13 protein-coding genes are annotated in these 25,226 nt (G+C 31.6%); 11 read left to right on the plus strand and 2 right to left on the minus strand.

Translation table 11 applies throughout. From position 1 onward, the window contains the following. Positions 1 to 168 precede the first annotated feature (168 nt). The 8 genes from JM80_RS15060 to JM80_RS15095 all read left to right on the plus strand — a co-directional run bounded on the left by JM80_RS15060 (position 169) and on the right by JM80_RS15095 (position 16,759). On the plus strand, positions 169 to 4,302 hold the full coding sequence (locus JM80_RS15060) for a hybrid sensor histidine kinase/response regulator transcription factor (protein ID WP_144710877.1): 4,134 nt from the start codon (positions 169 to 171) through the stop codon (positions 4,300 to 4,302). A 670-nt stretch (positions 4,303 to 4,972) separates the two neighbouring features. After that, entirely contained in the window at positions 4,973 to 8,005 is a 3,033-nt protein-coding gene (locus JM80_RS15065) for a TonB-dependent receptor (RefSeq protein ID WP_144710879.1), read from the plus strand. Between the two features lie 17 nt (positions 8,006 to 8,022). Continuing rightward, on the plus strand, positions 8,023 to 9,567 hold the full coding sequence (locus JM80_RS15070) for a RagB/SusD family nutrient uptake outer membrane protein (protein WP_013621913.1): 1,545 nt from the start codon (positions 8,023 to 8,025) through the stop codon (positions 9,565 to 9,567). Between the two features lie 367 nt (positions 9,568 to 9,934). Then, positions 9,935 to 10,426, plus strand: coding sequence for a GbsR/MarR family transcriptional regulator (locus JM80_RS15075; RefSeq protein WP_013621912.1), 492 nt, complete (start codon positions 9,935 to 9,937; stop codon positions 10,424 to 10,426). Between the two features lie 13 nt (positions 10,427 to 10,439). Next, positions 10,440 to 11,570 (plus strand): efflux RND transporter periplasmic adaptor subunit, encoded by a 1,131-nt coding sequence (locus JM80_RS15080; protein WP_013621911.1) that lies wholly within the window; start codon positions 10,440 to 10,442, stop codon positions 11,568 to 11,570. A gap of 22 nt (positions 11,571 to 11,592) precedes the next feature. Further along, positions 11,593 to 14,730 carry an efflux RND transporter permease subunit gene (locus JM80_RS15085; protein ID WP_038506289.1) on the plus strand — a complete coding sequence of 1,046 codons (3,138 nt, stop codon included), beginning with the start codon at positions 11,593 to 11,595 and terminating at the stop codon, positions 14,728 to 14,730. Between the two features lie 5 nt (positions 14,731 to 14,735). Further along, positions 14,736 to 16,154, plus strand: a complete 1,419-nt coding sequence (locus JM80_RS15090) for an efflux transporter outer membrane subunit (RefSeq protein ID WP_013621909.1) — start codon at positions 14,736 to 14,738, stop codon at positions 16,152 to 16,154. Positions 16,155 to 16,165: 11 nt separating this feature from the next. Further along, positions 16,166 to 16,759, plus strand: a complete 594-nt coding sequence (locus tag JM80_RS15095; RefSeq protein WP_013621908.1) for a TetR/AcrR family transcriptional regulator — start codon at positions 16,166 to 16,168, stop codon at positions 16,757 to 16,759. On the opposite strand, the gene JM80_RS15100 is transcribed toward JM80_RS15095, so the two are convergent. Next, positions 16,756 to 19,185 carry a DUF5916 domain-containing protein gene (locus tag JM80_RS15100; protein WP_144710881.1) on the minus strand — a complete coding sequence of 810 codons (2,430 nt, stop codon included), beginning with the start codon at positions 19,183 to 19,185 and terminating at the stop codon, positions 16,756 to 16,758. The two genes, JM80_RS15095 and JM80_RS15100, sit on opposite strands and share 4 nt — an antisense overlap. Before the next feature lie 242 nt (positions 19,186 to 19,427). Here JM80_RS15100 and JM80_RS15105 point away from each other — a divergent pair, with 242 nt between their 5' ends. The 3 genes from JM80_RS15105 to JM80_RS15115 are packed head-to-tail and all read left to right on the plus strand — an operon-like array spanning position 19,428 to position 22,854. Then, positions 19,428 to 20,819, plus strand: coding sequence for a sensor histidine kinase KdpD (locus tag JM80_RS15105; protein WP_013621906.1), 1,392 nt, complete (start codon positions 19,428 to 19,430; stop codon positions 20,817 to 20,819). Further along, complete coding sequence (locus JM80_RS15110; RefSeq protein ID WP_144710883.1) at positions 20,819 to 21,529, plus strand: response regulator transcription factor; 711 nt, start codon at positions 20,819 to 20,821, stop codon at positions 21,527 to 21,529. The genes JM80_RS15105 and JM80_RS15110 overlap by 1 nt, the downstream gene beginning before the upstream one ends. Before the next feature lie 50 nt (positions 21,530 to 21,579). Continuing rightward, positions 21,580 to 22,854 carry a hypothetical protein gene (locus JM80_RS15115; RefSeq protein WP_144710885.1) on the plus strand — a complete coding sequence of 425 codons (1,275 nt, stop codon included), beginning with the start codon at positions 21,580 to 21,582 and terminating at the stop codon, positions 22,852 to 22,854. A gap of 32 nt (positions 22,855 to 22,886) precedes the next feature. Here the strand turns inward: JM80_RS15115 and JM80_RS15120 are convergent, their stop codons facing one another. After that, on the minus strand, positions 22,887 to 25,190 hold the full coding sequence (locus JM80_RS15120; RefSeq protein WP_144710887.1) for a GH92 family glycosyl hydrolase: 2,304 nt from the start codon (positions 25,188 to 25,190) through the stop codon (positions 22,887 to 22,889). Between the last annotated feature and the right edge of the window lie 36 nt (positions 25,191 to 25,226).

Below are 25,226 nucleotides of genomic sequence, written 5' to 3' on the forward strand. Positions count from 1 at the left end.
AATTCAAATATATAATTATTCTTCGCAATCAATTTTTAATTATAAACAAAAGCAAATATTGATGTAATAAATAGCACATTTTAACAATAACTTAACCAATTAGTCTAAATTCTTTAGTAACTAAATTTTAATTTATAAATTGTACTAGCTAAAACTGTGCAATCATTTATGAGGAAAATAATCTCCCTTGTCTTTTTATTCATTTTCTGTACATCTACTTATTCACAAGATTCTCCTAAAGAATACAACTTTGTTAGTATAAAAGAAGGTATTTCTAAAGTTGGTGTATCTACCATAGTACAAGATCATTATGGCTTTATTTGGATGGGCACCAATGGCGTTGGTCTTTACCGTTATGATGGTATAGATTACACGTATTATAAGCACGTTTTAAATGACACTACCTCATTAAGTAGTAGTCTTGTTTACTCATCATACTTAGATAAAACAAACCGACTTTGGTTTGGTACTGAAGAAGGCCTAAACCTATATGACAGAGATAAAGATCAGTTTAAAAAAATATACCTAACTGCAGAAGAAAAAGAAAATAAAATAAATATTCCTATACGCAGTATAGAAGGAGATAATAACGGAAACTTATTTATTGGCACAGTAGATTTAGGGTTGTTTAAACTAAACTTAAAAACACTAAAAGCAGAAAAAATTGAAAACCAATATAAATATTTACCCGTAGATGTTTATGCCTTAAAGATTGATAAAAACAATAAAATATATGCTGGCACAAGTATAGGGTTACAAGAGTACGACTCTAACACTAATAAACTTAAGCAATCTCTATTAAATACAGAAGATAATTCATCAGCCATAAAAGAGGGTATACAATCTTTATTGGTTGATAAAAACAATAATATTTGGGTAGGTACTATAGATGATGGTTTGTATAAAATAGATCATCTATTAAACACCCGCAATTACCCTATTTCTGACACTAAGATTTTTTCTATGATTCAGTTGCCTGACAATACTATAATGTTGGGTACTGAGAATAACGGACTTTTTCATATTAACACCAACGGTAGCGTTATTAAAAACTATTTATCTAGTAAAACTGATGAAAAAAGTATTTTATACAACTCTATTTGGTCATTATTTTTAGATACAAATGATCGTATTTGGATGGGCTACTACAACTCTGGAGTTGCGGTTTATGACAAGTTGTATGACAAGTTTAATAATATAGAAAGCCTTAATAATACACCAAACTCATTACAAATAGGCTCTGTAACATCTATTGTACAAGACAGCAGCGGTAAACTTTGGATTAGTATGGATGGCGGTGGTATAGATATTTACAACCCAACAACTAAACATTTTACACACATAAATAAAAAAGAAAATAGCACTTATAGTGGTTTAACTAGTGATTATATTGAAGGCCTTTTTATAGATAGCAAAGAAAACATTTGGGCTGTTAGTTGGGATAACGGCATTTATATGCTTAAAAAAGGAACTAACAAGTTTATAAATTTTAATATTACTAATACAGGAGGCAAATTAGAATCTAATACCGTTTTAAGTATTGATGAAGATTCTGAAGGAACTATTTGGATTGGCTCCTTTTATGGCGGGTTACACTCTTACAACCCAAAAACCGAAAAAATTACACAGCACAATACCGAAATTTTTGTAAAAAATGGCATTACCAATAGTGATATTTGGAAAGTATTGGTAGATAAAGAAGATAACATTTGGCTTGGTACAACACTAGGGTTATTTCGTATTAAAAAAATGACTAACGGCAACTTTATAGTTACTTCTATGACCAAACGTATGTCTAAAGAATATAAAAACCAAGCAAGTGCAAATCATATTTTAACCCTGCATGAAGATAGTCTAGGTAACATTTGGATAGGTACAAAAGGAGCTGGCTTGTGCAAACACAACCCAAAATTAGATACTTTTAGTTGGTACAATAAGTTTAATGGTTTAACAGAAGAAAATGTTTGTGGTATTATAGAGTGTAAAGAAGGTAATATATGGGTTACTGGTAATTCTGGAATATCTAAAATAATGGTAAATCAAAATAAAATTCTTAATTACACAAGTAATGATGGTTTACTGTCTAACGACTTTAATATTAATGCCACATATAAAGACAGTAAGGGACAATTGTATTTTGGCAACTACAAAGGAGTAGATTATTTTGACCCAAAAAAAATACAAACAAACAAAAATCTTACTTCTATTTACCTTACAGATTTTAAGCTATTTAATAAAAAGGTTACTCCTACACAGGCAAACTCACCTTTAAAAAAAGTTATTTCAGAAACAGATAGTATTAGCCTTACCAACAAACAATCTGTATTTACTATAGAGTATTCTGGTATTAATTACACAAGACCAGAAAAAAACGAATATGCTTATTATTTAGAAGGATATGAAAAAAACTGGAATTATGTAGGTGCCACAAGAAATGCAACCTATACTAATTTAGATCCTGGCAACTATACTTTTAAATTAAAAGCCTCTAATAATGATGGTGTATGGAATGAAGACCCTCTGGAATTAAAAATTACAATTTTACCTCCTTGGTGGAAAAGTGTTTGGGCAGTTATTGCTTATATTTTATTGTTTTTATTAGGTGTTTACATACTTAATAAAATGACCCAAAGCAGAATTAAAGAAAAACAAATTATTAATAACGAAAGAGATAAACGTTTACAAGAAAAAGATTTAGACGAGAAAAAATTTCAATTTTTCACCAACATATCACACGAGTTTAGAACTCCGTTAACGCTAATATTAAATCCTTTAAAAGATATTTTAAATGATACTAGTCTTAACCTGCCTTCTAGAACAAAGGATAAACTTAAAATTATACACAAAAACACAGACCGTCTTTACCGTTTAATAAATGAGTTGTTAGATTTTAGAAAGCTAGAACTAAACAGAGTAAACATTAAGGTTAGACAATTAAACTTAGTTGCTTTTACAAAAGAAATAGTTAGTCATTTTACAGAAGAGGCTAACTCTAAAAACATTAACCTATGGGTAAGTTCTGCTTTAGAAGATTTACCTATTTGGGCAGATGAAAATAAGTTAGAAAAAATTATTTTTAATATTCTTTCTAATGCTATGAAGGTTACGCCAAATGGTGGTGCAATTAAAATAAAATTAGAGCCAAAAAATAAGCTAACAATACTACCATTAGTAAACCCAATATCACCTGTAAAGGTAATAAAAATAACAGTATCAGACACTGGTCCTGGATTAAAAAAGGAACAAGTAAAACGCATTTTTGAGCGTTTTTATCAAGTAGACAATCTTAATAAAACGTATTATGATGGTACTGGTATTGGCTTAGAGGTTGTAAAAAGTTTTGTACAACTACATAAAGGCAAGGTAGAGGTTAATAGTACCGTAGGTAAAGGCACAAAGTTTAAAGTAATATTACCTGCAGGTAAAGCTCATTTTACCGAGGATGAAATTGTACCAGATATTGCTAGTACAACTATTACCAATAACAAAATTACAAATAGTGATGAAACCAAAGATACTGAAGAAGATATAGACAATGCTCCTAACCTACACACGCTTTTAGTAGTAGAAGATAATACCGAGTTAAGAAACTACATAAAAAACGAATTTAAACACCTGTATAAAGTGCTTACGGCTGTTAATGGTACAGAGGGATTAAAAATTGCTAAAGAATCTTTACCAGATGTTATTATTACAGACGTTATTATGCCAGAAATGAATGGCTATAAGTTTTGCCAAAGTATTAAAAACGATCTTAAAACAAGTCATATTCCATTACTAATGCTTACTGCTAAAGCAAGAATAGACGACCGTATAGAAGGTATAGAAACTGGTGCAGATGCCTATATGGTTAAACCTTTTGATATGCGCCTTTTAAAACTAAGGGTGTCACAATTAATAACAAGTAGGCAGCTTATTTTTAATAAATATTTTAGTTTAATTAATGATGTTCCTAAAAACATAAACACTACATCATTAGACAAAGAATTTATACAAAAAGTATTGGTTTACATTAATGATAATATTGATGACCCAGAACTAAATGTAGAGTCTTTAGCCTCTGAGTTAAACTTAAGTAGAAGTCAGTTTTACCGTAAAATAAAAGCGTTAACCAACCAAACGGCTAGTGAGTTTTTACGTAACATACGCTTACAAAAGGCTAAACAAATTATAGAAATGGGCAATACAAACATTAGCGAAGTATCATACAAGGTAGGATTTTCTTCTCCTTCATACTTTACTAAATGCTTCAAAAACTATTTTGATATGCTACCAACAGATGTTAAACCTACTAATACATAATAGTATTTTTAACAGTATAAATTAGTCAAAAATCAGTCTTTAAAAAGCTTAAAGCAGGCTCTAAAGTTATTTGCTTTGTAGCTAAAAACAACCATTGTTTATCTTAAAAGCTTCCTAAAAAAACAAGCATTACGCTCGTTAAAATACCTGTTAAAATGTTAAATAATGAAGGTTTTCTACTTTGTTTCTATAACATATAAAGCAAAAATTGGTAATTTAAAACACCTGCCACATTAAACTTTAACATTTTAAAGTACTACATCACTACAACAAACTAGACAGTAATAAAACGTATGTTGCATATAATGCTACAAATGTTGCAAAATACTGCATTTACTAGTGTTTGCTACATATTTTTTAGTGAACGCTTTAAATGTCTTAACAACTAATTTACATCTGTAGGTATATTTGGTAATATGAAAATTAACTATTCAAAAATGAGACGCCTTGTAGAAATAGGCTTAATAGCTGCAATAATTGCACTGCTCATATTTATTATAATGTATATATTCTAGTTTCTATATTTTAACAAGATTAATCAAATAAAAACACTCACAAATAATTACTAACAACACATAAAAAAGAAAGGAAAATTTATGACAAACTAATAAAGCAAAACTTACTTAATAAACTAACAAAAAAACTATTTTACTAACTTAAACTTTTTAATATGATAATAAGGTTAAAACACGTGATTGCTACACTTGTAATTATTATTACACAAACAGCATTTGCGCAAACAAAGACTGTTAGCGGTCTTGTTACAGACCAAGCCGGTATACCATTAGGTGGTGTTACCGTTATTGTATCTGGAACCACTAATGGGACCAGTACAGATTTTGATGGAAATTATACCATTGACAACGTTAAATCTACAGACAAATTAGACTTTACTTACATTGGTATGGTGCCACAAACTATAACTGTTGGCAGTAAAACTACCATAAATGTAACTATGCAAGAAGATGCACAAGCCTTAGACGAGGTTGTAATTGTTGGTTACGGTTCTAAGAAAAAGAGCTTGGTAACAGGTGCCATTTCTAGTATAGATAGTGAAGATATAAAAAGTACATCTGGCCAAAGGGTAGAGCAAGTTTTACAAGGTAGAACTTCTGGTGTTACGGTTTCTTCTTCTTCTGGTGCACCAGGTTCTGGAGCTAAAATTAGAATTAGAGGTGCTGGATCAAGTGGTAACTCAGATCCTTTGTATATTGTAGATGGTATGAAAACTTCTTCTATAGTAGATATTGCTCCAGGTGATATTGCTAATCTAGAAATTTTAAAAGATGCTGCTTCTGCCGCTATTTATGGTACAGAAGGTGCAAACGGTGTTGTAATTATTACTACTAAAAGAGGTAAACAAGGTGGCTTAAAAGTTGGATTTAACTCGCAACTAGCTATACAATCTGTAAAAACAGATATGGAGTTAATGAACGCCGAGCAGTTTGTACAGTATATGAACGAAGCCGGGCAAGCTAATGTTGCTTTAAATGGTTATGATACAGATTGGATAGACGAAACATTTAACAACGCTTTAATGTTTAGAAATGATATTAACCTTTCTGGAGCTACAGAAAAATTATCATACTATATGTCTGCATCTAACTTAAACCAAGATGGTATTGTTGGTAAAGGTAATTCTTCTTTTGAGCGTTCTACTTTTAGAGCCAATATTAAGGCAGATATTACAGAGTGGTTAGAAGCTGGTATAAATGCTACTTACTCTATTACAGACAAAAACGGTATTCAAGAAAATAATGATACCAGAGGTGTTATACAAAATATGTTAATTATAGATCCATTAACTCCGGTTTACTATGCAGATGGTCAAGTACCACAATCTGTTATAGATAGGTCTGCAGATAATGGCGTTCCTTTATTAACTTCTAGCAATGGTAGAGTTTATGGTTACCCAAGCTACTCTACAGGTGAGGTTATAAACCCTGTAGCTTTTGCTAATGATATTAATAAAACCATAACAGATACAGATCAATTTTTAGGGTCTGCATACTTAAAATTTAACTTATTTGAAGGCTTTTCATTTACATCTAGATTTGGGTATGAAAACGGAAAAACAGAGGTTAGAAATAATGTAATTCCTTACTATGTTTCTTCTGAGGCAGCTAATACTAAGTATACCACATCACAAACTAAGTATGAAACTAAAAAATGGTTATGGGAAAACTTTGCATCGTATACAAAATCTTTAAACGATCATAACTTTACTCTTTTAGCTGGTTACTCTGCAGAACAAACAAGGTTTGAAACTGTTTTATCTAGAAACGGCTCTGTAGATATAGACCAGTTTACTGGTTTTGATTTAGACTTACCTGGTTATACGGTAGAAGTTAAAGATATTTTACCTGCTCCAGATAATATGGTGTCTATGTATGGTAGGTTATCTTATGATTTTGCTGGCAAATACTTATTTGAAACTTCTATAAGAAGAGATAAATCAGATAAATTCCCAGATGCAAACAAGGCTGGTACATTCCCTGCTTTTTCTGCCGGTTGGGTATTATCTAAAGAAGATTTCTGGAAAGAAGACTCTAAACTAAACTACGCAAAATTAAGAGCTAGTTGGGGACAAAATGGTAGTAGAAGCAACTTAATAGGTAATGCAGATAAAACGTATGTTATTAGAGCTATTAATGGTGTAGATATTAATTATGAAGGACAAACAGGTGCACAAATCTCTGGATACTCTAACCCTAACTTAGTTTGGGAAACTTCTGAGCAATTAGATTTTGGTGCAGATTTTAGAGCTTTTGAAAACAGATTAAATTTCTCTGTAGATTACTACAAAAAAACCACAAAAGATGCCATTGTTAATAATGGAGGTTTAATTACACCTGGTTCTGCTGGTTTTCAATCTAACGAGTTTAATGCTGGTACTATAGAAAATAAAGGTTGGGAATTTGAACTTGGTTACGGAGATACAACTAGCGACGGATTTAGATATGATTTTAACGCTAACTTATCTACCTTAAAAAATGAAGTAACAGAAATATTATTTGTTCCAGAAGGTGCTTCTATTATTGGTGCTGGTGCACAACAAAATCCAGATGGTGTTACTCGTTTTACAGAAGGTCAGCCATCTTGGTATTTCTATGGTTATAAAACAGATGGTATAGACCCAGCTACCGGTGAAGTAATTAAGGTAGATACTAACGGAGATACTATTGTAAACAACGCAGATAAAGTAAAAGTAGGTTCTCCTCACCCAGATGTATTATTTGGTGGTAACATTGCTTTAGGTTATAAGGCGTTTGATTTTAACTTACAGTTTCAGGGTACAATTGGTAACGATATTTTTGCTACTTACCACCAACCATCTAGACCTATTACTAACAAGCCTGTTCATTTTTATAATGAAAGATGGACTCAACCTGGTGATGTAGCTACATTTCCTGGTGCTGCCAATGTAATAGATTCTTATGATACAGATTTAATGGTAGAAGATGGTTCTTATATGAGAATTAAGCAAATACAAGTTGGTTATACATTACCAAAGAAAATTGCAGAGAGACTAAAAATAAACAATTTAAGAGTTTATGTATCTTTAGATGACTACTTTACCTTTACAGACTACAAAGGCTTAGATCCAGAAATTGGAAACTTTAGCTTTAATTCTATTGGTGTAGACAGAGGTTTTTATCCAACAGCTGCTAAAACAGTATTTGGCTTATCATTAGACTTTTAATAAATAGATATAGTATTATGAAAAAAATTATAATCGCAATGGTAACTATCCTTTTTATTGGAGGAGTTACTGCATGTAGTGAGGATTTTACAACAAATCCGCGAGAAGACGGAGAAGATTTGGAAACATTTTTTCTTGAAGAGGAAAACGTAGATGCAGCCATAATTGGTATTTATGATTTAATGCAACACACCTACTCTGTAGACTGGCACAGTGCATTTTTAGTAAAACAATTACCTGGTGATGATATGAATGCTGCCGGTGGTAACAGTGGAGATCAACCACAATTACAAGATATAGATGATTATGCAAACGTATCTACATCTAACCAATCTATAGAAAGTGTTTGGAACTTGTTTTACAGAACAATTTCTTTATCAAACTTAGTTATAGAAAACATTAAAGAAAGTGACTTAAGTAATAAAGAGTTAGCATTAGCTGAAGCTAAATTTTTAAGAGCTTGGTCTTATTTTGAGCTTACTACAATGTTTGGTGATGTTCCTTTAAGATTAACAATACCATCTACAGCAGATGAGTTTGGAATTGCTAAATCTCCTAGAGCAGATATTTACACACAAGTAAAAGCAGACTTAACAGATGCTATTGCTGGTTTACCAGACAAAACTGCTTTAACAGAAGACTTTAGAGTTTCTAAAGGTGCTGCACAGGCATTAATGGGTAAAGTATTGGTTTTTGAAGGATTATACGGAGAAGCTATTCCGTTTTTTGAAGCTGTAATTTCTAATCCAGCGCATGACTTAGAAGATAACCCAGAAGATGCTTGGAGTATTAACCACGAGTTTGGAAAAGAATCCTTATTTGAAATTGGTTTTATTTCTACAACCGGAAGAGACTGGGGTAACTTTGCTTGGGGCGGAAGAAATGAAAACAACATACACATACAGTTAATGGGGCCACGTGGTGATGGTATTTTTGATGTATCTCCTGTTGGTTTAATTAATGGTTGGGGCTTTAACTTACCAACTGCTAAACTTTTAAATGCTTTTGATGCTGCTGGTGATACAGACCGTAAACTAGCTACTGTAATGACAGAAGAAGAACTAATTGCTGCTGGCGGTAGTGTAGATGAAAGCGCTGCAACTGGCGGAAGTATTTGGGACTATGAAGGTGGTATTAGAATAAAATATGCTACAAAAGAAGAAGATACAAGTGCTGATGGTGTTAAAGAATTAAACTATGGTACTAACTATAGGTTATACCGTTATGCAGAAATGTTATTATTAGCTGCTGAAGCTTATAATAAAGATAATAAAGACGCTGAGGCAAGAACAGAACTTAACAAGGTTAGAAACAGAGCTGGTTTACCAGATGTAGATGCATCTTTAGCTGGAGACGATTTGTTTGAAGCTATTGTTAACGAAAAGTTTTTAGAATTAGCTCATGAAGGACAACGTTTTTGGGATTTAGTTCGTTGGGGTAAAGCTGCAACAGAATTAGCAGGAACAGGTTATACATCTAAAAATGATTTATTCCCTATTCCAGAAACAGAAATAGAGAAGAATTCTGAATTGACACAAGCAGATCAGAATCCTGGTTATTAGTAGTTAGATTTTTAGTTCATTTAATACGGCGGTATAAGTTATCTTATATCGTCGTATTTTTTTACCTAGTTTTAAATCGCATGTAGAGCACCTTACTCTTTATGCGATTTTTTTTTGCATATACAAGGGTTAATATATAAAAAAACAAGTGTTTTTATCTTCATAAAATTAACAAAAATAGTGGTTGAAATTTATTAAAAACACAATTTAAACAGCTGATTTTAAACTATATAAATAAAATATTTCCTTTAACAATTAATTAACTTCGATTAGTTCTGAACTAACCGAACCAATTATATCTTTGTCGCTTCTTTTTAAACATAAAAAGAAAATAAAAACAAATACTAATTAAAAAAAGGTATTGCAAATGAAGAAGAATATGTGCAGCAAAAAAAGTACACTAGTAGAAAAACTAGGAGTACACATAGAATCTAACAACGGATATTCTCCTATAGCTTCTAGAGTGCTTGCTTATATTATCCTAACAGGAAAAATAGGGACAACTTTTGAAGATTTAGTATCACTATTATGTGCTAGTAAAAGTACCATATCAACGCAGTTAAACTATTTAACAGACATAAAAGAGATAGAATATTTTACTAAAACTGGTGATCGTAAAAAATACTATGTAATTACTTCCAATAAAATAAAAAGTCATATTTCTAATATGATACAGAAATGGGAAGTAGAAAAAGAACTACATCAAGAAGTTAGAGATTATAAAAAAGAGATTAATGATTTAGAAACCACTACAGAAGAAGAAAAATTTGATTTAACATTTCATAACAATTACATACAATTTTTAAACCAAGCAATTACGTCCATCTCAAAACTAAACGTGGACAACATTAACCTATAAAGACAGAATAAAGATGAAAAAGAGAACTATTAGTAGAATTATAATTCCAATGGCAGCATTCCTTGTCATTGTGAGCTGTGGAAGCAAGCAAGAACAACAAGCACCACAGGCACCACCAGCACCTTTCCCGGTTGCACAATTACAACCTAAAACAGTAACAAGTTATGCAGAATACCCTACAACAATAGAGGGTATTGTAAATAGTGATGTTAGAGCAAAAACATCTGGTTACATTCAAAAAGTTTTAGTAGATGAAGGACAAAAAGTACGTAAAGGTCAGGTTTTATTTAGATTAGAAACACAATCTTTAAGTCAGGATGCTAGTGCAGCAAAAGCACGTATTAATGTAGCACAGGTAGAGGTTAACAAATTAATACCACTAGTAGAAAAAAATATTATTAGTGAAGTTCAGTTAGAAACTGCAAAAGCTAATTTAGCACAGGCTAAAGCTAATTACAGCAGTGTAAGTGCTAATATTGGTTACGCTACAATTAAAAGCCCTGTAGATGGTTACGTTGGTGCTATTAATTTTAGAGAAGGTGCTTTAATTTCTCCAAGTGACCCTACTCCACTTACTACAGTTAGTGATATTAGCAAAGTGTATGCATTTTTTAGCTTAAATGAAACACAATATTTAGACTTTTTAGAAAAGGCAGAAGGTAAAACTTTAAATGAAAAATTAGCAAATTACCCAGAGGTAAGTCTAATTTTAGCAAATGGTAGTACATACTCTGAAAAAGGTAAAATACAAACTAGTACAGGACAAATAAACCCAAGTACTGGTACCGTAAGTTTAAGAGCTATATTTAACAACCCTAACCGTTTAATAACAAATGGTAACAGTGGTAAAATACAAATACCTAATACGTTTGAAAATGCTATTGTTGTACCACAACAAGCAACATATGAGCAACAAGGTAATGTAATGATATTTAAAGTAGGAGAAGATAATAAAGTATCTACATCTATTATTAAAATAAAATCTACTGTAGATAATTTATATGTTGTAGAATCTGGTTTAGATCCTAAAGACAAAATTGTTACAACTGGTGTAGGTAAATTAAAAAATGGTGTGGTAATAACTCCTCAAGAAACTTCTTTTGATGATGCCATAAAACCTATAGCTACCTTATTTAAAAACTAAAAAAATCTAAACTTATTTAGTTATGTTAAAAACATTTATTGAAAGACCCGTTCTTTCAACAGTAATATCTATTATCATTGTTGTACTTGGTGTTATAAGTATAACAAGTTTACCAATAGAAGAATATCCAGATATTGCTCCACCAACAATTAAGGTGTCGGCATCATATACAGGAGCCAATGCAGAAACGGTATTAGAGAGTGTAATTATACCTATAGAGGAGCAAATTAATGGTGTAGAAGGTATGAGTTATATTACCTCTACAGCATCTAACAACGGTACTGCCGAAATTACAGTTTATTTTGATCAAGAAATAGATGCAGATATTGCAGCTGTAAACGTACAAAACCGTGTAGCAAGAGCCAACCCTTTATTACCACAAGAGGTAATACAAACTGGGGTAACTACGCAAAAGCAAGAGACTAGTGCTTTAATGTTTATATCTATGTATTCTGAAAATGAAGATTATGATGCAACATTTATTCAGAACTACTTAAAAATAAACGTTATACCTGCAATGCAACGTATTAGTGGGGTTGGTGATGTATCTGTATTTTCTCAGCAAGATTATGCTATGCGTATTTGGTTAAAACCAGAAAAATTAGCAGCATATAATTTAATACCTTCAGATATTTCTGCTGCTTTAGCAGAACAAAACTTAGAAGCAGCTGCTGGTTCTTTAGGTGAAAATAATGGAGAAGCATTTTCATATACTTTAACCTATAGCGGACGTTTTAAAGAACAAAAGCAATACGGAGATATTATTATAAAAGCATTAGGTAACGGAGAATTTTTACGTTTAAATGATGTTGCTACAATAGAGTTAGATGCACAATCTTACTCTTCTAACGCAATGAGTTTAGGAAACCCAGCAGTTTTTATGGGTATTTTTCAAACAAAAGGTTCTAATGCACAAGAAATTATAGAAAACATAAAAACCACTTTAGCATCTGTAGAAAAAGACTTGCCAGAAGGTTTAAATATATTTGTTCCTTATGATACAAGTTTATTCTTAAACGCATCAATAGAAAAAGTAATTAGTACACTTGTTGAAGCCTTTTTATTAGTTTTCTTAGTTGTATTTATCTTTTTACAAGATTTTAGATCTACTTTAATACCAGCAATTGCAGTACCTGTATCTATTATTGGTACCTTCTTTTTCTTAAGTGTATTTGGGTATTCTATAAATCTACTAACATTATTTGCATTAGTATTAGCTATTGGTATTGTGGTAGATGATGCTATTGTTGTGGTAGAAGCCGTCCATGCTAAAATGGATGAAGGAGTTAAAAATCCTAAAAAGGCTACACTTATTGCAATGAACGAGATTTCTGGAGCCATTATATCTATTACATTAGTAATGGCAGCTGTATTTATTCCGGTAACATTTATTACGGGGCCTACTGGTGTTTTTTATGAGCAATTTGGAGTTACTTTAATTATTGCCATTTTAATTTCTGCAGTAAACGCATTAACATTAAGTCCGGCTTTATGTGCTTTATTATTAAAAGAGCATAAACATGATGAAGAATTAAAAGGCAAAAGTCCATTACAACGTTTTTATACTTTATTTAACCGTGGTTTTAATGCCACTATAGACAGGTATGGTAAATCACTTCAATTTTTATACAAAAGAAAATTTGTTTCTGTATTGTTATTAATAATTGCAGGTGTGGGTATCTACTGGGCATCACAAACAACACCAACTGGTTTTGTACCAGATGAAGATAGAGGTATTATTTTTGCTAATATAGAATTACCTGCGGGTTCTTCTTTAGATAGAACCGATGCTGTTTCTAAAGATTTATACTCTAAAATAAACGGTATAGAAGGTATTGCTGGTGTTAACTTTATTAAAGGTCGAAGTTTAATTAGTGGTGCTGGTACCAACTACGGTTTTGGTATTATTAAATTAAAAGATTGGACAGAGCGTGAGGATCCTTCTACATCTGTACAGGCCATAACAGGTAAGTTATTTGGTATTGCATCTACAATGCCAGAAGCAAATATTATTTTCTTCTCACCACCAAGTATACGTGGTTTTGGTAACTCTGCTGGTTTTGAAGTTAACTTATTAGATAAATTTGGAGGTGAGTTTACAGAATTAGACAAAACAAACAAAGAGTTTGCAATGGCTTTAATGTCTCACCCCGAAATTAAGTATGCACAATCTTCATTTAATACAAGTTACCCACAGTATGAGATGGATATTAATGTACCACTAGCTAAAGAAAAAGGAGTATCTGTTAGCAGTATTTTCTCTACTTTACAGGGTTATATTGGTGGTGTGTACGCATCAGATTTTTCTAGATTTGGTAAACAATTTAGAGTATACATACAGGCCTTGCCAGATGACAGAGCTAGTGTAGATGATTTAAACAGTATGTATGTTAGAACAGATGCTGGTGAAATGACGCCTATTACACAGTTTGTAAACTTAGAGCGTGTGTATGGTCCACAATCTGTAACTCGTTTTAACTTATTTAATTCTACAAAAATAACAGGTGCTACAAACGAAGGTTTTAGTACAGGTGATGCTATTAGAATTATAGAAGAGGAAGTTGCTAAATTACCTAGTAATTATACAGTTGCTTATTCTGGTTTAACACGTGAAGAAGTAAATGCTGGTAGTCAAACCACATTCATATTTATACTAAGTATTTTATTTGTTTACTTTTTATTAAGTGCACAGTATGAGAGTTACTTACTACCATTTGCAGTAGTATTATCATTACCATTTGGTGTATTTGGAGCTTATATAAGTACTAAGTTTTTAGGCTTAGAGAATAACATTTACTTCCAAATTGCATTAATTATGCTTATTGGTTTACTTGCTAAAAATGCCATATTAATTGTAGAGTTTGCACTGCAACGTAGAAGAGCAGGAGAATCTATTGTAGATGCTGCTATAGATGGTGCTAAATCTCGTTTAAGACCAATTTTAATGACTTCTTTTGCCTTTATTTTAGGTTTAATGCCATTAGCATTAGCAAAAGGTGTTGGTGCAGAAGGTAACAACTCTATTGGTACAGGTGCCGCTGGTGGTATGTTAATTGGTACCATATTAGGGGTATTTGTTATTCCAATACTGTTTATTTTATTTCAATGGTTACAAGAAAAAGTTTCAGGTAAACCAGCAATTCAAACTACAGAAGAATAAAAACTATGAAATCTACAATAAAATATAAATTTATTAGCAAAACAGCGCTTATAGTAGTTGTTGCTTTTACACTACAAAGTTGTTTTGTTGCTAAGGATTATGATAGGCCAGAGTTACCACAAACCGAGGCCTTATACAGAACAGACAATTTGCCTACAGATAGTATATCTATGGCAAATGTGTCTTGGAAAAACTTGTTTACTGACAATTATTTGGAGCAGTACATACAAGAAGGTTTGCAAAACAATTTAGATATTAGAATTGCAATTCAACAATTGGCAGCTGCAGAGGCTTATGCTAAACAAGGTAAGGCTGGGTATTTTCCAACATTAAGCATTGGTCCTAATTACACTCACCAAGAGTTATCTAAAAACAGTCAGTTTGGTTCTTTTTTAAGTAATACTTCTACAGACCAGTATGATATTACTGCTAACCTATCTTGGGAAGCTGATATTTGGGGTAAAATAAGAAGCAATAAAAGAGCCACACAAGCTGCATATATGCAAAGTGTTGCTGGGCACCAAGCTGTAAAAACACAGCTTATTTCTAGTATTGCAAATACATATTATAACTTATTGGCTTTAGATGCCCAATTAGCTATTACTAAAGAAACAATTAAGACTAGAGAAAGTAGTGTAGAAACAATTAAAGCCTTAAAAGATGCTGGTAATGTAACGCAAGTTGCAGTAGACCAAAACATAGCACAATACAATAGTGCAAAAGCTTTAAAAGTAGATCTTGAAGCTGCTATTTTTAGAACAGAAAATACGTTAAGTATATTATTAGGTAAGGCACCACAAAGCTTTAAGAGAAGTAGTTTAGACATACAAAAAATAGAAACCGACTTAGCGCTTGGTGTACCAGCTACATTACTTAGCAACAGACCAGATGTTATGGCGGCAGAATATGGTTTAATTAATTCTTTTGAGCTTACAAATGTTGCTAGAAGTAGTTTTTATCCTTCATTAACATTAACAGCTTCTGGGGGATACCAAAGTTTAGAGTTAGATAAATTATTAGACGCTAACTCACTTTTTGCAAATATTGTTGGTGGTTTAACGCAGCCTATTTTTAATCAGCGTAAGCTAAAAACACAAAAAGAAGTTGCGCTAGCACAACAAGAACAGTCTTTATTACAATTTAAAAAGACACTTTTAACTGCTGGTTCTGAGGTATCTAATGCTTTGTATACGTACAATGCAGAAACTGAAAAATATGAGTACAGATTAAAACAAGTTGAAGCCTTACGTAGAGCAGAGCAAAACTCTGAAGAGTTACTTAAAAATGGGTACGCAAATTACCTAGATTTATTAACTGCCAGAGAAAGTGCTTTAAATGCAGAACTTAATATTATTGATAGCAAATTACAGCAACTAACAAGTATTGTAAATTTATATGAAGCTCTTGGTGGCGGCTGGAAATAATATAAGTAGTAATGATCACTAAAAAAGAGCTTTTAGAATGTGCTAAAGCCAATTTTACAAAATTTGGCAGCAAACGTATTACTTTAGATGAGTTAGCAAAAACGCTAGGAATTTCTAAAAAAACGATTTATGTACATTTTAAAAACAAAGAAACTTTAGTGAACAAAAGTGTTACGTCTTTAATAAACGATTATAAATTGGATATTAATGAAATTGTTAAAAACAATTTAAATGACGATATACTTACTATTATACTAATATACAAACGAGGGTTTGAGTATCTAAGATACTTTAAACCCTCGTTTATTTTTGGTTTAAAAAAATACTACCCTAAAGCCCATACTACTTTTTACAATTTTAGGCATGAGCTTGCTTTTACAATCATTTATAACCTTTTAAAAAATGCTAAAGAAAAAGGACAAATTTTACCTAATGTAAACCTTAAACTGGTTACAGAGTTATATTTTTTAAATGTAGGGACTATTGCTTTTTCTTCAGACAATCTTTTTAATATTTATGATTCTGATACAATTTTAAAACATTTAATTGTTTACAATTTAAAAGGTATAACTGTAAAAGAGTACGCTAACAGTTATTACAACTAACGTCTCTTTTTAAGTATATTGGCATCTAAAAAATATGTCATTTTTAATGATACTGTAGTGCTATTATTTTCTTCTAAAACACGTTTTAAATTTGTACCATAATTAGAGTTTACTGCTGCATTATAGTAGTTAGACCCAAGTTTGCAAGCTAAACTAACTTCACTAGCTGGTGCAAACTGCCATTTGGCTAAAACATCTATATTAAACTGATTAAAATTATCATCATAATCATCTGGATTTATACTAAAATTATTAGTCATAAAATCACCATTATTTTTTAGTGTAAATTGGTTATTATAATCTACTGTAATCCAATAATGACGCAAACGCATATTTACATTTAAGGTAGAGTTTACAGCATAATTTAAAGTAATTGCGTTGTTTAATTCTTTTACTTTTCTACTACCAAAAACAATATCATTTTCCTCATTTTTTATAAATCCTACTCCGTTTGGTTTGTCTTCTAAAGCCTGACTAAAATAAAGAGAAAAGTGCTGACCAACTCTTGCCCGCAGACCATAGCCCGTAATAAACTCATTTGTAAACACATCAGAATTGTAATATTTAACCAAAACCATATATGCAGATAATGAAATGTTTTTGTTACTATTTGTTTGGTATTCTAAAAAGGTTTCTGCTTGTGCTGGCACATTAAAATGTCTGTCTTTTGTACGTGCTTCAAAAAAGTTTTTGCCTTTAGCTAAATATCTAAATTCAGCAAAAAAAGTATGATTATTTTTTTTAAACACACCATAGGTGCCCAATTTATAATACGTTTGCTCTTGCTTCATTAAACTGTAATAGTACCTCTGCTGGTGATCTAAAAAAACTTGATATCTAGAAAATATTTTTTTAGGCTTATTATTGGTATAACTTAAATCCCCTTTAAAGCGCAGCTCATTGTTTCTAGACAAATATCCAAAATCATTAGAATCAAATTTATCATCTAGTAATTTAATAGATGCTCCTCCTCGCCATTTGCCACTAACTTTACCCGCATAACCATAGTACTCGTGTCCAAACTCGTCTTCCGTATTAGAAAAATATTTTTGAGAAAGTGCCTTTTTAAAGTACATAGAGTAGGTTCTGTTTTTATTGTAATAACGATACAAAAGTGCTGTTAAGTTAGCATCATAAATAGCGCCACTGCGCAATACAGAGTTATTTATAAAAGTTAAAGATGAGTTGTTTTTTAATGCTTTATCTAAAACAATTGCATTGTAATTGGTTAGTGGGTTGGTTACAACTTTTCTTGTAGTATTGGTATTTATATTCTTAATTTCGGCTTCACTCTCTGCAGTAATTCCGTTTAAAACACCAATAGACAATCCGTTTTTAGATTTACCTGTAAACTTAAGTAAGTTAATAATGTTAGATGTAACTGGGTTTTCTTTAACCTCTTCATCTTCAGGTAAATGAATGTTATCTTTAGATATTGGCGCACCTCCTATTCTACGTGTATACAAATAACCACCTTTGTCAAAAATCTCTGTACCTTCTACAAAAAACTGTCTATTTTCATTAAACTTTACTTCAAAAGGAGATAGATTAAAAATTTGATCGTCTGATGGTGCCTGACTAAAATCTGGAATAAGAGAAACATCTAATGTATATGCATTTTTGTGCACATACTTTACATCTAAACCGCCATTAAAAGTTATATTTTTAGTACCAGTAGGACTCTTTTCTGTTACTACAGATACAAACGGATTAAAAGACAAATTAAGCGGTGGCACTATACTGTTTAATCCATTTAATTTTCCTAGCTGATTTAAATATCCGTCTACATCTAACCGTATTGGGTTCCAATAAGCATCTTCATTTAAAGCATTTGTTATACGTTGAAAATTGATCTTAAAATTGCTTAAATCCTCTTTAGGAAAACGTATACTATTAAATGGTATTTTCATTTCTACAATCCATTTAGTAGCATACAATTTTACTTTACTCTGCCAAACAACATTGTAATTTGCGTAAGTATCGGTTGGTGTTATTTTTTGGTCGGACTGTACACCTGCAGCTGTAACAGAAAAATCGTAACCTTCTCTAGCCTCACCAAAAGGATCTATTTGTATGCCAAAAACATCTGCATTACCCACATCATCTCTGGCCGTTAATTGGCTGCTAATTTCATTTTTATCATCAACATATAAAACACCTAAAACATACAAGTAACTATCATCAAATAAAATAGCTATATCTGTTTTTTGTTTAGATGATTTTCCGGCCTCTGGCAAGGTTTGTATAAAATTACCTGCCACTAAATGTTGCTGCCATATTGCTTCTGTAGCTTCTCCATCTATCTTAATAATTTCTGTTGCCCTATGTATTTTTATACTTTTTTGGGCTGTTACGTTATGTAGTACAAACCCAAATGCACACAAGACTACCAACCTACAGATATTGGTTTTTTTACTAATTTTCATAATTGGTTGTTTTTTAATTGACAACACAAATGTGAGATTGTTATACCATACTATTGGTTAAGCCAAGGTTAAAGGGCAGTTAATGGCAAGGCAACTAAAAAAATTGTTCTATTAACAAAAGAGCAAAAGACCTTTAAATGCTATAAACAGGGCGAATATTAACGTTAACGAAGGGTTAACGACTTCTGTTTACGGTACATAATGTAGGTTTATTGGTATTTTTGACTAGCAGAAAATAACCAATGAAAAACAAAACAACCATATTAATAAGTACCGCTATACTAGTTTTAATAGCGTTATCGTCTATACAGGCGTACCTAATAAACAATACTTACCAACTAAAAAAGAAAGCTTTTATTAATGAAACTACAGATGTTATCTCTGTAATAGATGACAATACTAAACTAGATTCATTGTACAATATATGGGGAGATAATTTAAAAAATTACATAGCAGATTATAAAAACAATCGTTTATCTAAACACCAAATTGTTAGTAGGTCTAAAGAAAAAAGTGATAGCCTAAATACCGAGTTTAAAAAAATATTTAAAGCAGAACTTAAAAAAGTAAATTTAGGGTATGATGTAGATTTTAAAATGAATTTAACTAGCGTTGTTCTTTTAGATAAAGTTAAAAATGACACCATATTTTCTGCTGGCAAAAAAGAATTAAGATTATTTGGCGAAGATTTTGAAGATAAAAACGCAAAAACCATTAACAACGCTAAGTGGTTTTCTGAGCAAGAATTTGTTGAAAAAATTAAAGATGAAATAAAAATAAACACCTTTGATTTAGAAGTAAAAACAGAAAATAAAATAGTTATTAAAGACTGGAAAAGTATTGTATATAAAAGAATGGCCTTTTTATTTTTTGCCTCTGTACTAATATTTTTAATTGTTATTGGGCTTTTATACTACGCCATAAAAAACTTAATAACACAGAAAAAAATAACAGCTATTAAAACTGATTTTATAAATAATATTACGCATGAGTTAAAAACACCTTTAGCTACATTAAGTATAGCATCTAAAAGTCTTAAAAAAGAAGAAATTAAAAATAATGAAGTAATTTTTAACAGCACACTTAATATTGTAGATAGACAAAATGAACGTTTACAAAAACTAATAGATCAAGTAATGACTAACAGCCTTAGCTCTAGAGAAATTATACTAAACAAAGAGCAGGTCATTGATAATGAGTATTTTAAAAACTTAATTGATGATTTTAAATTATCTGTACAACAACAAGACGTTACCATTGTAAACAACGTTTGTAGCGCAGAGGTTTTATTACGTATTGATAAATTTCATTTTACCACAGCATTACTAAACATATTAGAAAATGCAGTAAAATATGGTTCAGCATCTATAAAAATCACCATAGAAACAAAGCATATAAACGGAGAATATTGTATTAACATAACTGATAATGGTATTGGCATACCAGAAAAAAACCTACCCCTAATTTTTGATAAATTTTACAGAGTTACAGAGGGCAATTTACACAACGTAAAAGGTTTAGGTTTAGGCTTGTATTATACTAACCAAATTATAAAAGCACACAATGGTTCTATTGCTATACATAGCCAATTACATAAAGGAACAACGTTTACTATTAAAACACCAATAAACTAATGCAAAAAACCACTGTTTTATTAGCCGAGGACGATTTTGATTTTGGAAGTATTTTAAAACAATACTTAGAAATTCACAATTTTGCAGTTACCTGGGCAAAAGATGGAAAAGAAGCTTTAGATATTTTTATGTTAGAAGCTAACAACAACACTCCTTTTAGTATTTGCGTTTTTGATGTGATGATGCCAAAAATGGATGGCTTTACTCTAGCAGAAAAAATAATAAACAATAGCCCAGAAACCCCTTTTGTTTTTTTAACTGCAAAAAAAATGAAAGAAGATAAAATAAAAGGTTTAAAACTTGGAGCAGATGATTATATAGTAAAACCTTTTGAAGCAGATATTTTAGTATTACGATTAAAAAATATATTAAAAAGAACACAAAAAATCATTCATCAATCAAAAAACAACAGCAGTTACAACATAGGCGCCTATGTTTTTAACCCTGTTAATTACCAACTAATATTTAACAACACCACACAACGGCTAACAGAAAAAGAAGCTCAATTAATAGCCTATTTTTTTGAGAACAAAAACCAAATGGTAAAAAGAGATCATTTACTTAATGCCGTTTGGGGTACAGACGATTTTTTCTCTGGTCGTAGTATGGATGTTTTTATTAGTAGGCTCCGTAAATATTTTAAAGAAGACAACAACATTTCTATAGAGAGTGCGCGTGGTGTTGGCTTAACCTTTAAAATTAAGGAGTAAAAGTAACAACAAAAACTTCTGTGAAAAACAGAAATTAAAAACAAAAATCTATGAAAAAAATAACAATATTAACAGTACACATTATTTTATTTTTGCTAGGAAGCACAGTACTAGCACAAACAATACCAACACCGCCAAAACCACCAACAACACATACATCTTCTTCTAGTTCTATGTCTTATTCTAAAACCAGTAGTGATAACCAAGGCGGAAACATTTCTATAGCTATTAGCAATACTAATGATAGCTATAAGTTTAAAGCAAAATTCCCTGAAGAAAGATATGTAGAAATAGTATCTGTCTTAAAAAATGAATTAGAATCTAAAAAAATGACCAAATCTGGCAGTACTTATTCTTGGGTTTCTAATGCTAATGGTAACGAAGTTTACAATGTTAATTTAAACTCTAAAAAGCTAACAATGTCTTTAGATAAAAGTATTGCTTCTGATGCTCTTATCACAAAGTTTGAAGCCTTGGGTAAAACACTTAAAACAGTTATTTCTGGTAATGATGAAACAAAAAGAGAAGCAGAAGAATTACAGCGTGAAGCAGATAGATTACTTAGAGATGCAGAAAGAATGAAACGTGAAGCTGCCAGAATACAAAGAGAAGCAAAGCGCATAGAGCAGGCTAATTTGGAAAGCTACAAAGAAGATGCTATACGTATTGCTGAAGAAGCCAAACGTTTAGCAGAAAAAGCTGCAATAATCAGCGTAGAAGCAAGTCATAAAGGAGCTATTAATGCTCCTTTAAAAATGTTATTGCGTAATAACAAAACTTACTTAAGTAATACCCTAAAAAACACAATTAATTATACTTGGCCAAGTGCGCAAAATGAGCTTATTACAGCTCTTTTAAAAAATAATATGGTACAATCTAAAAATGATATTGTTTTTAATACAGACCCAACTGGTGTATACATAAACGGTACAAAACTTACCAACACGCAAATTAACCAGTACAAGACTATTTTAAAAAAATATAACATTACGCCAGATAATACATTCTCGTTCTACAAAACAGACAATAATATTGTTATTATTAATAACAATGCAAAACTTACTAGCTTTTTAAAAAATTTAAAAGAAAAAGGGTATATAAACTCTTTAAAAGACAAATTGCTTTTAGAAATTAACGGTACCAGTATTATAAAAAACGGAAAGGCTGTTTCTACTAAAGATATAGCAATTTACAACAGACTGCTTTTACAAAATAACATTATACCTGCGCCTGGTAAAATTATAGAAATAACAGCTTCTAATGCTTATAAATTAGGGTATACATTAAACAACAAATCACATATAGGAACTTGGGTTATGCCTTAAGTAAAGCACAACCCAGTTCTTAATTTTATAAACTATTTTTTTGTTACAGACATTGAGTATGGTTTAGCTTCCTTAGCCGTTCCTCTACTCTTGTTTGGTGTGTTTTTCATACTAAAATTATAAGTTGCACCACTCATAATATCATCATACGTAATGTAGTTTTTAGTATAGCTATTTCCGTTTTTCTGTACCTCATCAATATAAATATTTTCTTTACTATTATTTGGGGCATTAACTGTAAATGTTTTACCGTTTCTTAAATGCATTTTTACACTTTTAAACAACGGACTACCCAAAGCATATTCTCCAGTTCCTGGAGTTACAGGATAAAAACCAGCAGCAGAAAACACATACCAGGCAGATGTTTGCCCGTTATCTTCATCACCACATAAACCATCTGGTGCAGAAGAATATAACTTATCCATTACATTACGCACGTGCATTTGTGTTTTCCAAGGTTGTTCTAACCAATTGTACAAATAAATTGCGTGCTGTATAGGTTGGTTTCCGTGTGCATATTGCCCCATATCTGCAACCAGCATTTCTGTAATTTCGTGTATTTGTTGTCCGTAGTAAGAGTCATTAAAAGTGGGTGCTGCAGTAAAAACATCGTCTAACCTAGAGCGCATTTTAGCTACACCTCCAAAGTCTTCTGCTAAACCTAACGGATCATGAAAAACACACCAAGTCCAGTGCCAAGCAGCACCTTCTGTAAAAGCATCTCCCCATTTGTCTGGTGTATATGTAGTTGCCCATGAACCATCTTTATTTTTACCACGCATAAAACCTATTTTAGGATCAAATACATTTTTATAATTTAAAGATCGATCTCTAAATAACTTAACCTGTTTTTTAGGCTTTCCTAATGCTTCTCCCAATTCTGCAATACTCCAATCTGCAAAAGCATACTCTAAAGTACGTGCTGCATTTTCATTTACGCCAACATCATAAGGCACATATCCTAAATTATTATAAAATTCAGCTCCAAAACGACCAACAGAATTAACAGGTCCTTTACGGGTTGAATTTTTAACAACGGCTTCATACAAGGTTTCAATATCATACCCTCTAATACCTCTTAAATAAGCATCAGCAATGTTTATAGCAGAGTTAGACCCTATCATACAATCTCTATGTCCAGGGCTGGCCCACTCTGGTAACCAACCACTTTCATTATACGTATTTACAAGGCCTTGCATTACATTGCTTAAATACTCTGGATACATTATTGTGAAAAATGGAAAAACAGCTCTAAATGTATCCCAAAATCCATTATCTGTAAACATATAACCAGGTAAAACTTCTCCGTTATATGGACTGTAATGTACTATTTCATTAGCTGCATTTAGTTCATAAAACTTTCTTGGAAACAATAAAACTCTGTACAAAGCAGTGTAAAATGTTCTGTATTCTTCTACAGTACCACCTGCAACCTCCATACGGCCTAACTCTTTATTCCAAGCTGCAGCAGCTTTTTCTTTAGTCTGATTAAAAGTATCATCTCCTATTTCTCTTTTTAGGTTGATTTCTGCTTGCTCTAAACTAATAAAAGACGATGCTACTTTTGCTGTAACTTGTTCCCCATCTTTTGTTGAAAAACTAATAGCTGCACCAACGTGATACCCTTCTGCAGTTTTACTTTCTGATGTATGCTCTATACCTTCTTTTTCCTTTTTCCAAGTTAAAACCTCATCAAAATCTTTATCAAAAACTAAAACAAAATAATTGTGAAAATTACCCGGTACGCCACCACTATTATTTCTACAATACCCAATAATTTTGCGCTCTTCTGGTATTATTTTTACCATAGAACCTTTAAAAAAACCATCTACAAGAATATGAGATTTTTTAGACTCAGGAAACGTAAACCTAAATTGGGCGCCTCTTTCTGTTGGTGTAATTTCTGTAGTTACATCATAGTCTGCCAAGTAAGCACTGTAGTAATGTGGTTTACTAATTTCTGCTTTGTGTGAATACCAAGAAGCTCTCTCGTCCTCATTAATTTTTAATTTTCCTATTTCTGGAAATAATGAAAATGCTGCATAATCATTAATCCACGGACTTGGTTGGTGGGTTTGTTTAAAACCTCTAAGTTTTAAAGCATCGTAGGTATATCCCCAGCCGTCTCCCATTTTACCAGTTTGGGGCGTCCAAAAGTTCATTCCCCACGGTGTAGCTATTGCAGGGTAAGTATTACCGTTAGACAATGCAAACTCTGAGTCTGAACCTACCAATGGGTTTACATAATCTACATAAGAAACTCCCGTGTTAGATTGTGCTACTACTGCAGTTGTTACAAGTACAATTAGGGGAAAAAGTATTTTTATTAATTTCATTTTTTGAGATTGTTTACACTATTTTTTATGGATAAT

The organism is Cellulophaga sp. RHA_52 (genome assembly GCF_007827205.1).
Lineage (GTDB): Bacteria > Bacteroidota > Bacteroidia > Flavobacteriales > Flavobacteriaceae > Cellulophaga > Cellulophaga lytica.

Bases quoted from the DNA above. Each gene is read 5' to 3' on its own strand.
- JM80_RS15090 (WP_013621909.1), top strand. From the start codon at position 14,736: ATGAAATCTACAATAAAATATAAATTTATTAGCAAAACAGCGCTTATA.
- JM80_RS15070 (WP_013621913.1), top strand. From the start codon at position 8,023: ATGAAAAAAATTATAATCGCAATGGTAACTATCCTTTTTATTGGAGGA.
- JM80_RS15120 (WP_144710887.1), bottom strand. From the start codon at position 25,190: ATGAAATTAATAAAAATACTTTTTCCCCTAATTGTACTTGTAACAACT.
- JM80_RS15065 (WP_144710879.1), top strand. From the start codon at position 4,973: ATGATAATAAGGTTAAAACACGTGATTGCTACACTTGTAATTATTATT.
- JM80_RS15105 (WP_013621906.1), top strand. From the start codon at position 19,428: ATGAAAAACAAAACAACCATATTAATAAGTACCGCTATACTAGTTTTA.
- JM80_RS15115 (WP_144710885.1), top strand. From the start codon at position 21,580: ATGAAAAAAATAACAATATTAACAGTACACATTATTTTATTTTTGCTA.
- JM80_RS15080 (WP_013621911.1), top strand. From the start codon at position 10,440: ATGAAAAAGAGAACTATTAGTAGAATTATAATTCCAATGGCAGCATTC.
- JM80_RS15060 (WP_144710877.1), top strand. From the start codon at position 169: ATGAGGAAAATAATCTCCCTTGTCTTTTTATTCATTTTCTGTACATCT.
- JM80_RS15095 (WP_013621908.1), top strand. From the start codon at position 16,166: ATGATCACTAAAAAAGAGCTTTTAGAATGTGCTAAAGCCAATTTTACA.
- JM80_RS15085 (WP_038506289.1), top strand. From the start codon at position 11,593: ATGTTAAAAACATTTATTGAAAGACCCGTTCTTTCAACAGTAATATCT.
- JM80_RS15100 (WP_144710881.1), bottom strand. From the start codon at position 19,185: ATGAAAATTAGTAAAAAAACCAATATCTGTAGGTTGGTAGTCTTGTGT.
- JM80_RS15110 (WP_144710883.1), top strand. From the start codon at position 20,819: ATGCAAAAAACCACTGTTTTATTAGCCGAGGACGATTTTGATTTTGGA.
- JM80_RS15075 (WP_013621912.1), top strand. From the start codon at position 9,935: ATGAAGAAGAATATGTGCAGCAAAAAAAGTACACTAGTAGAAAAACTA.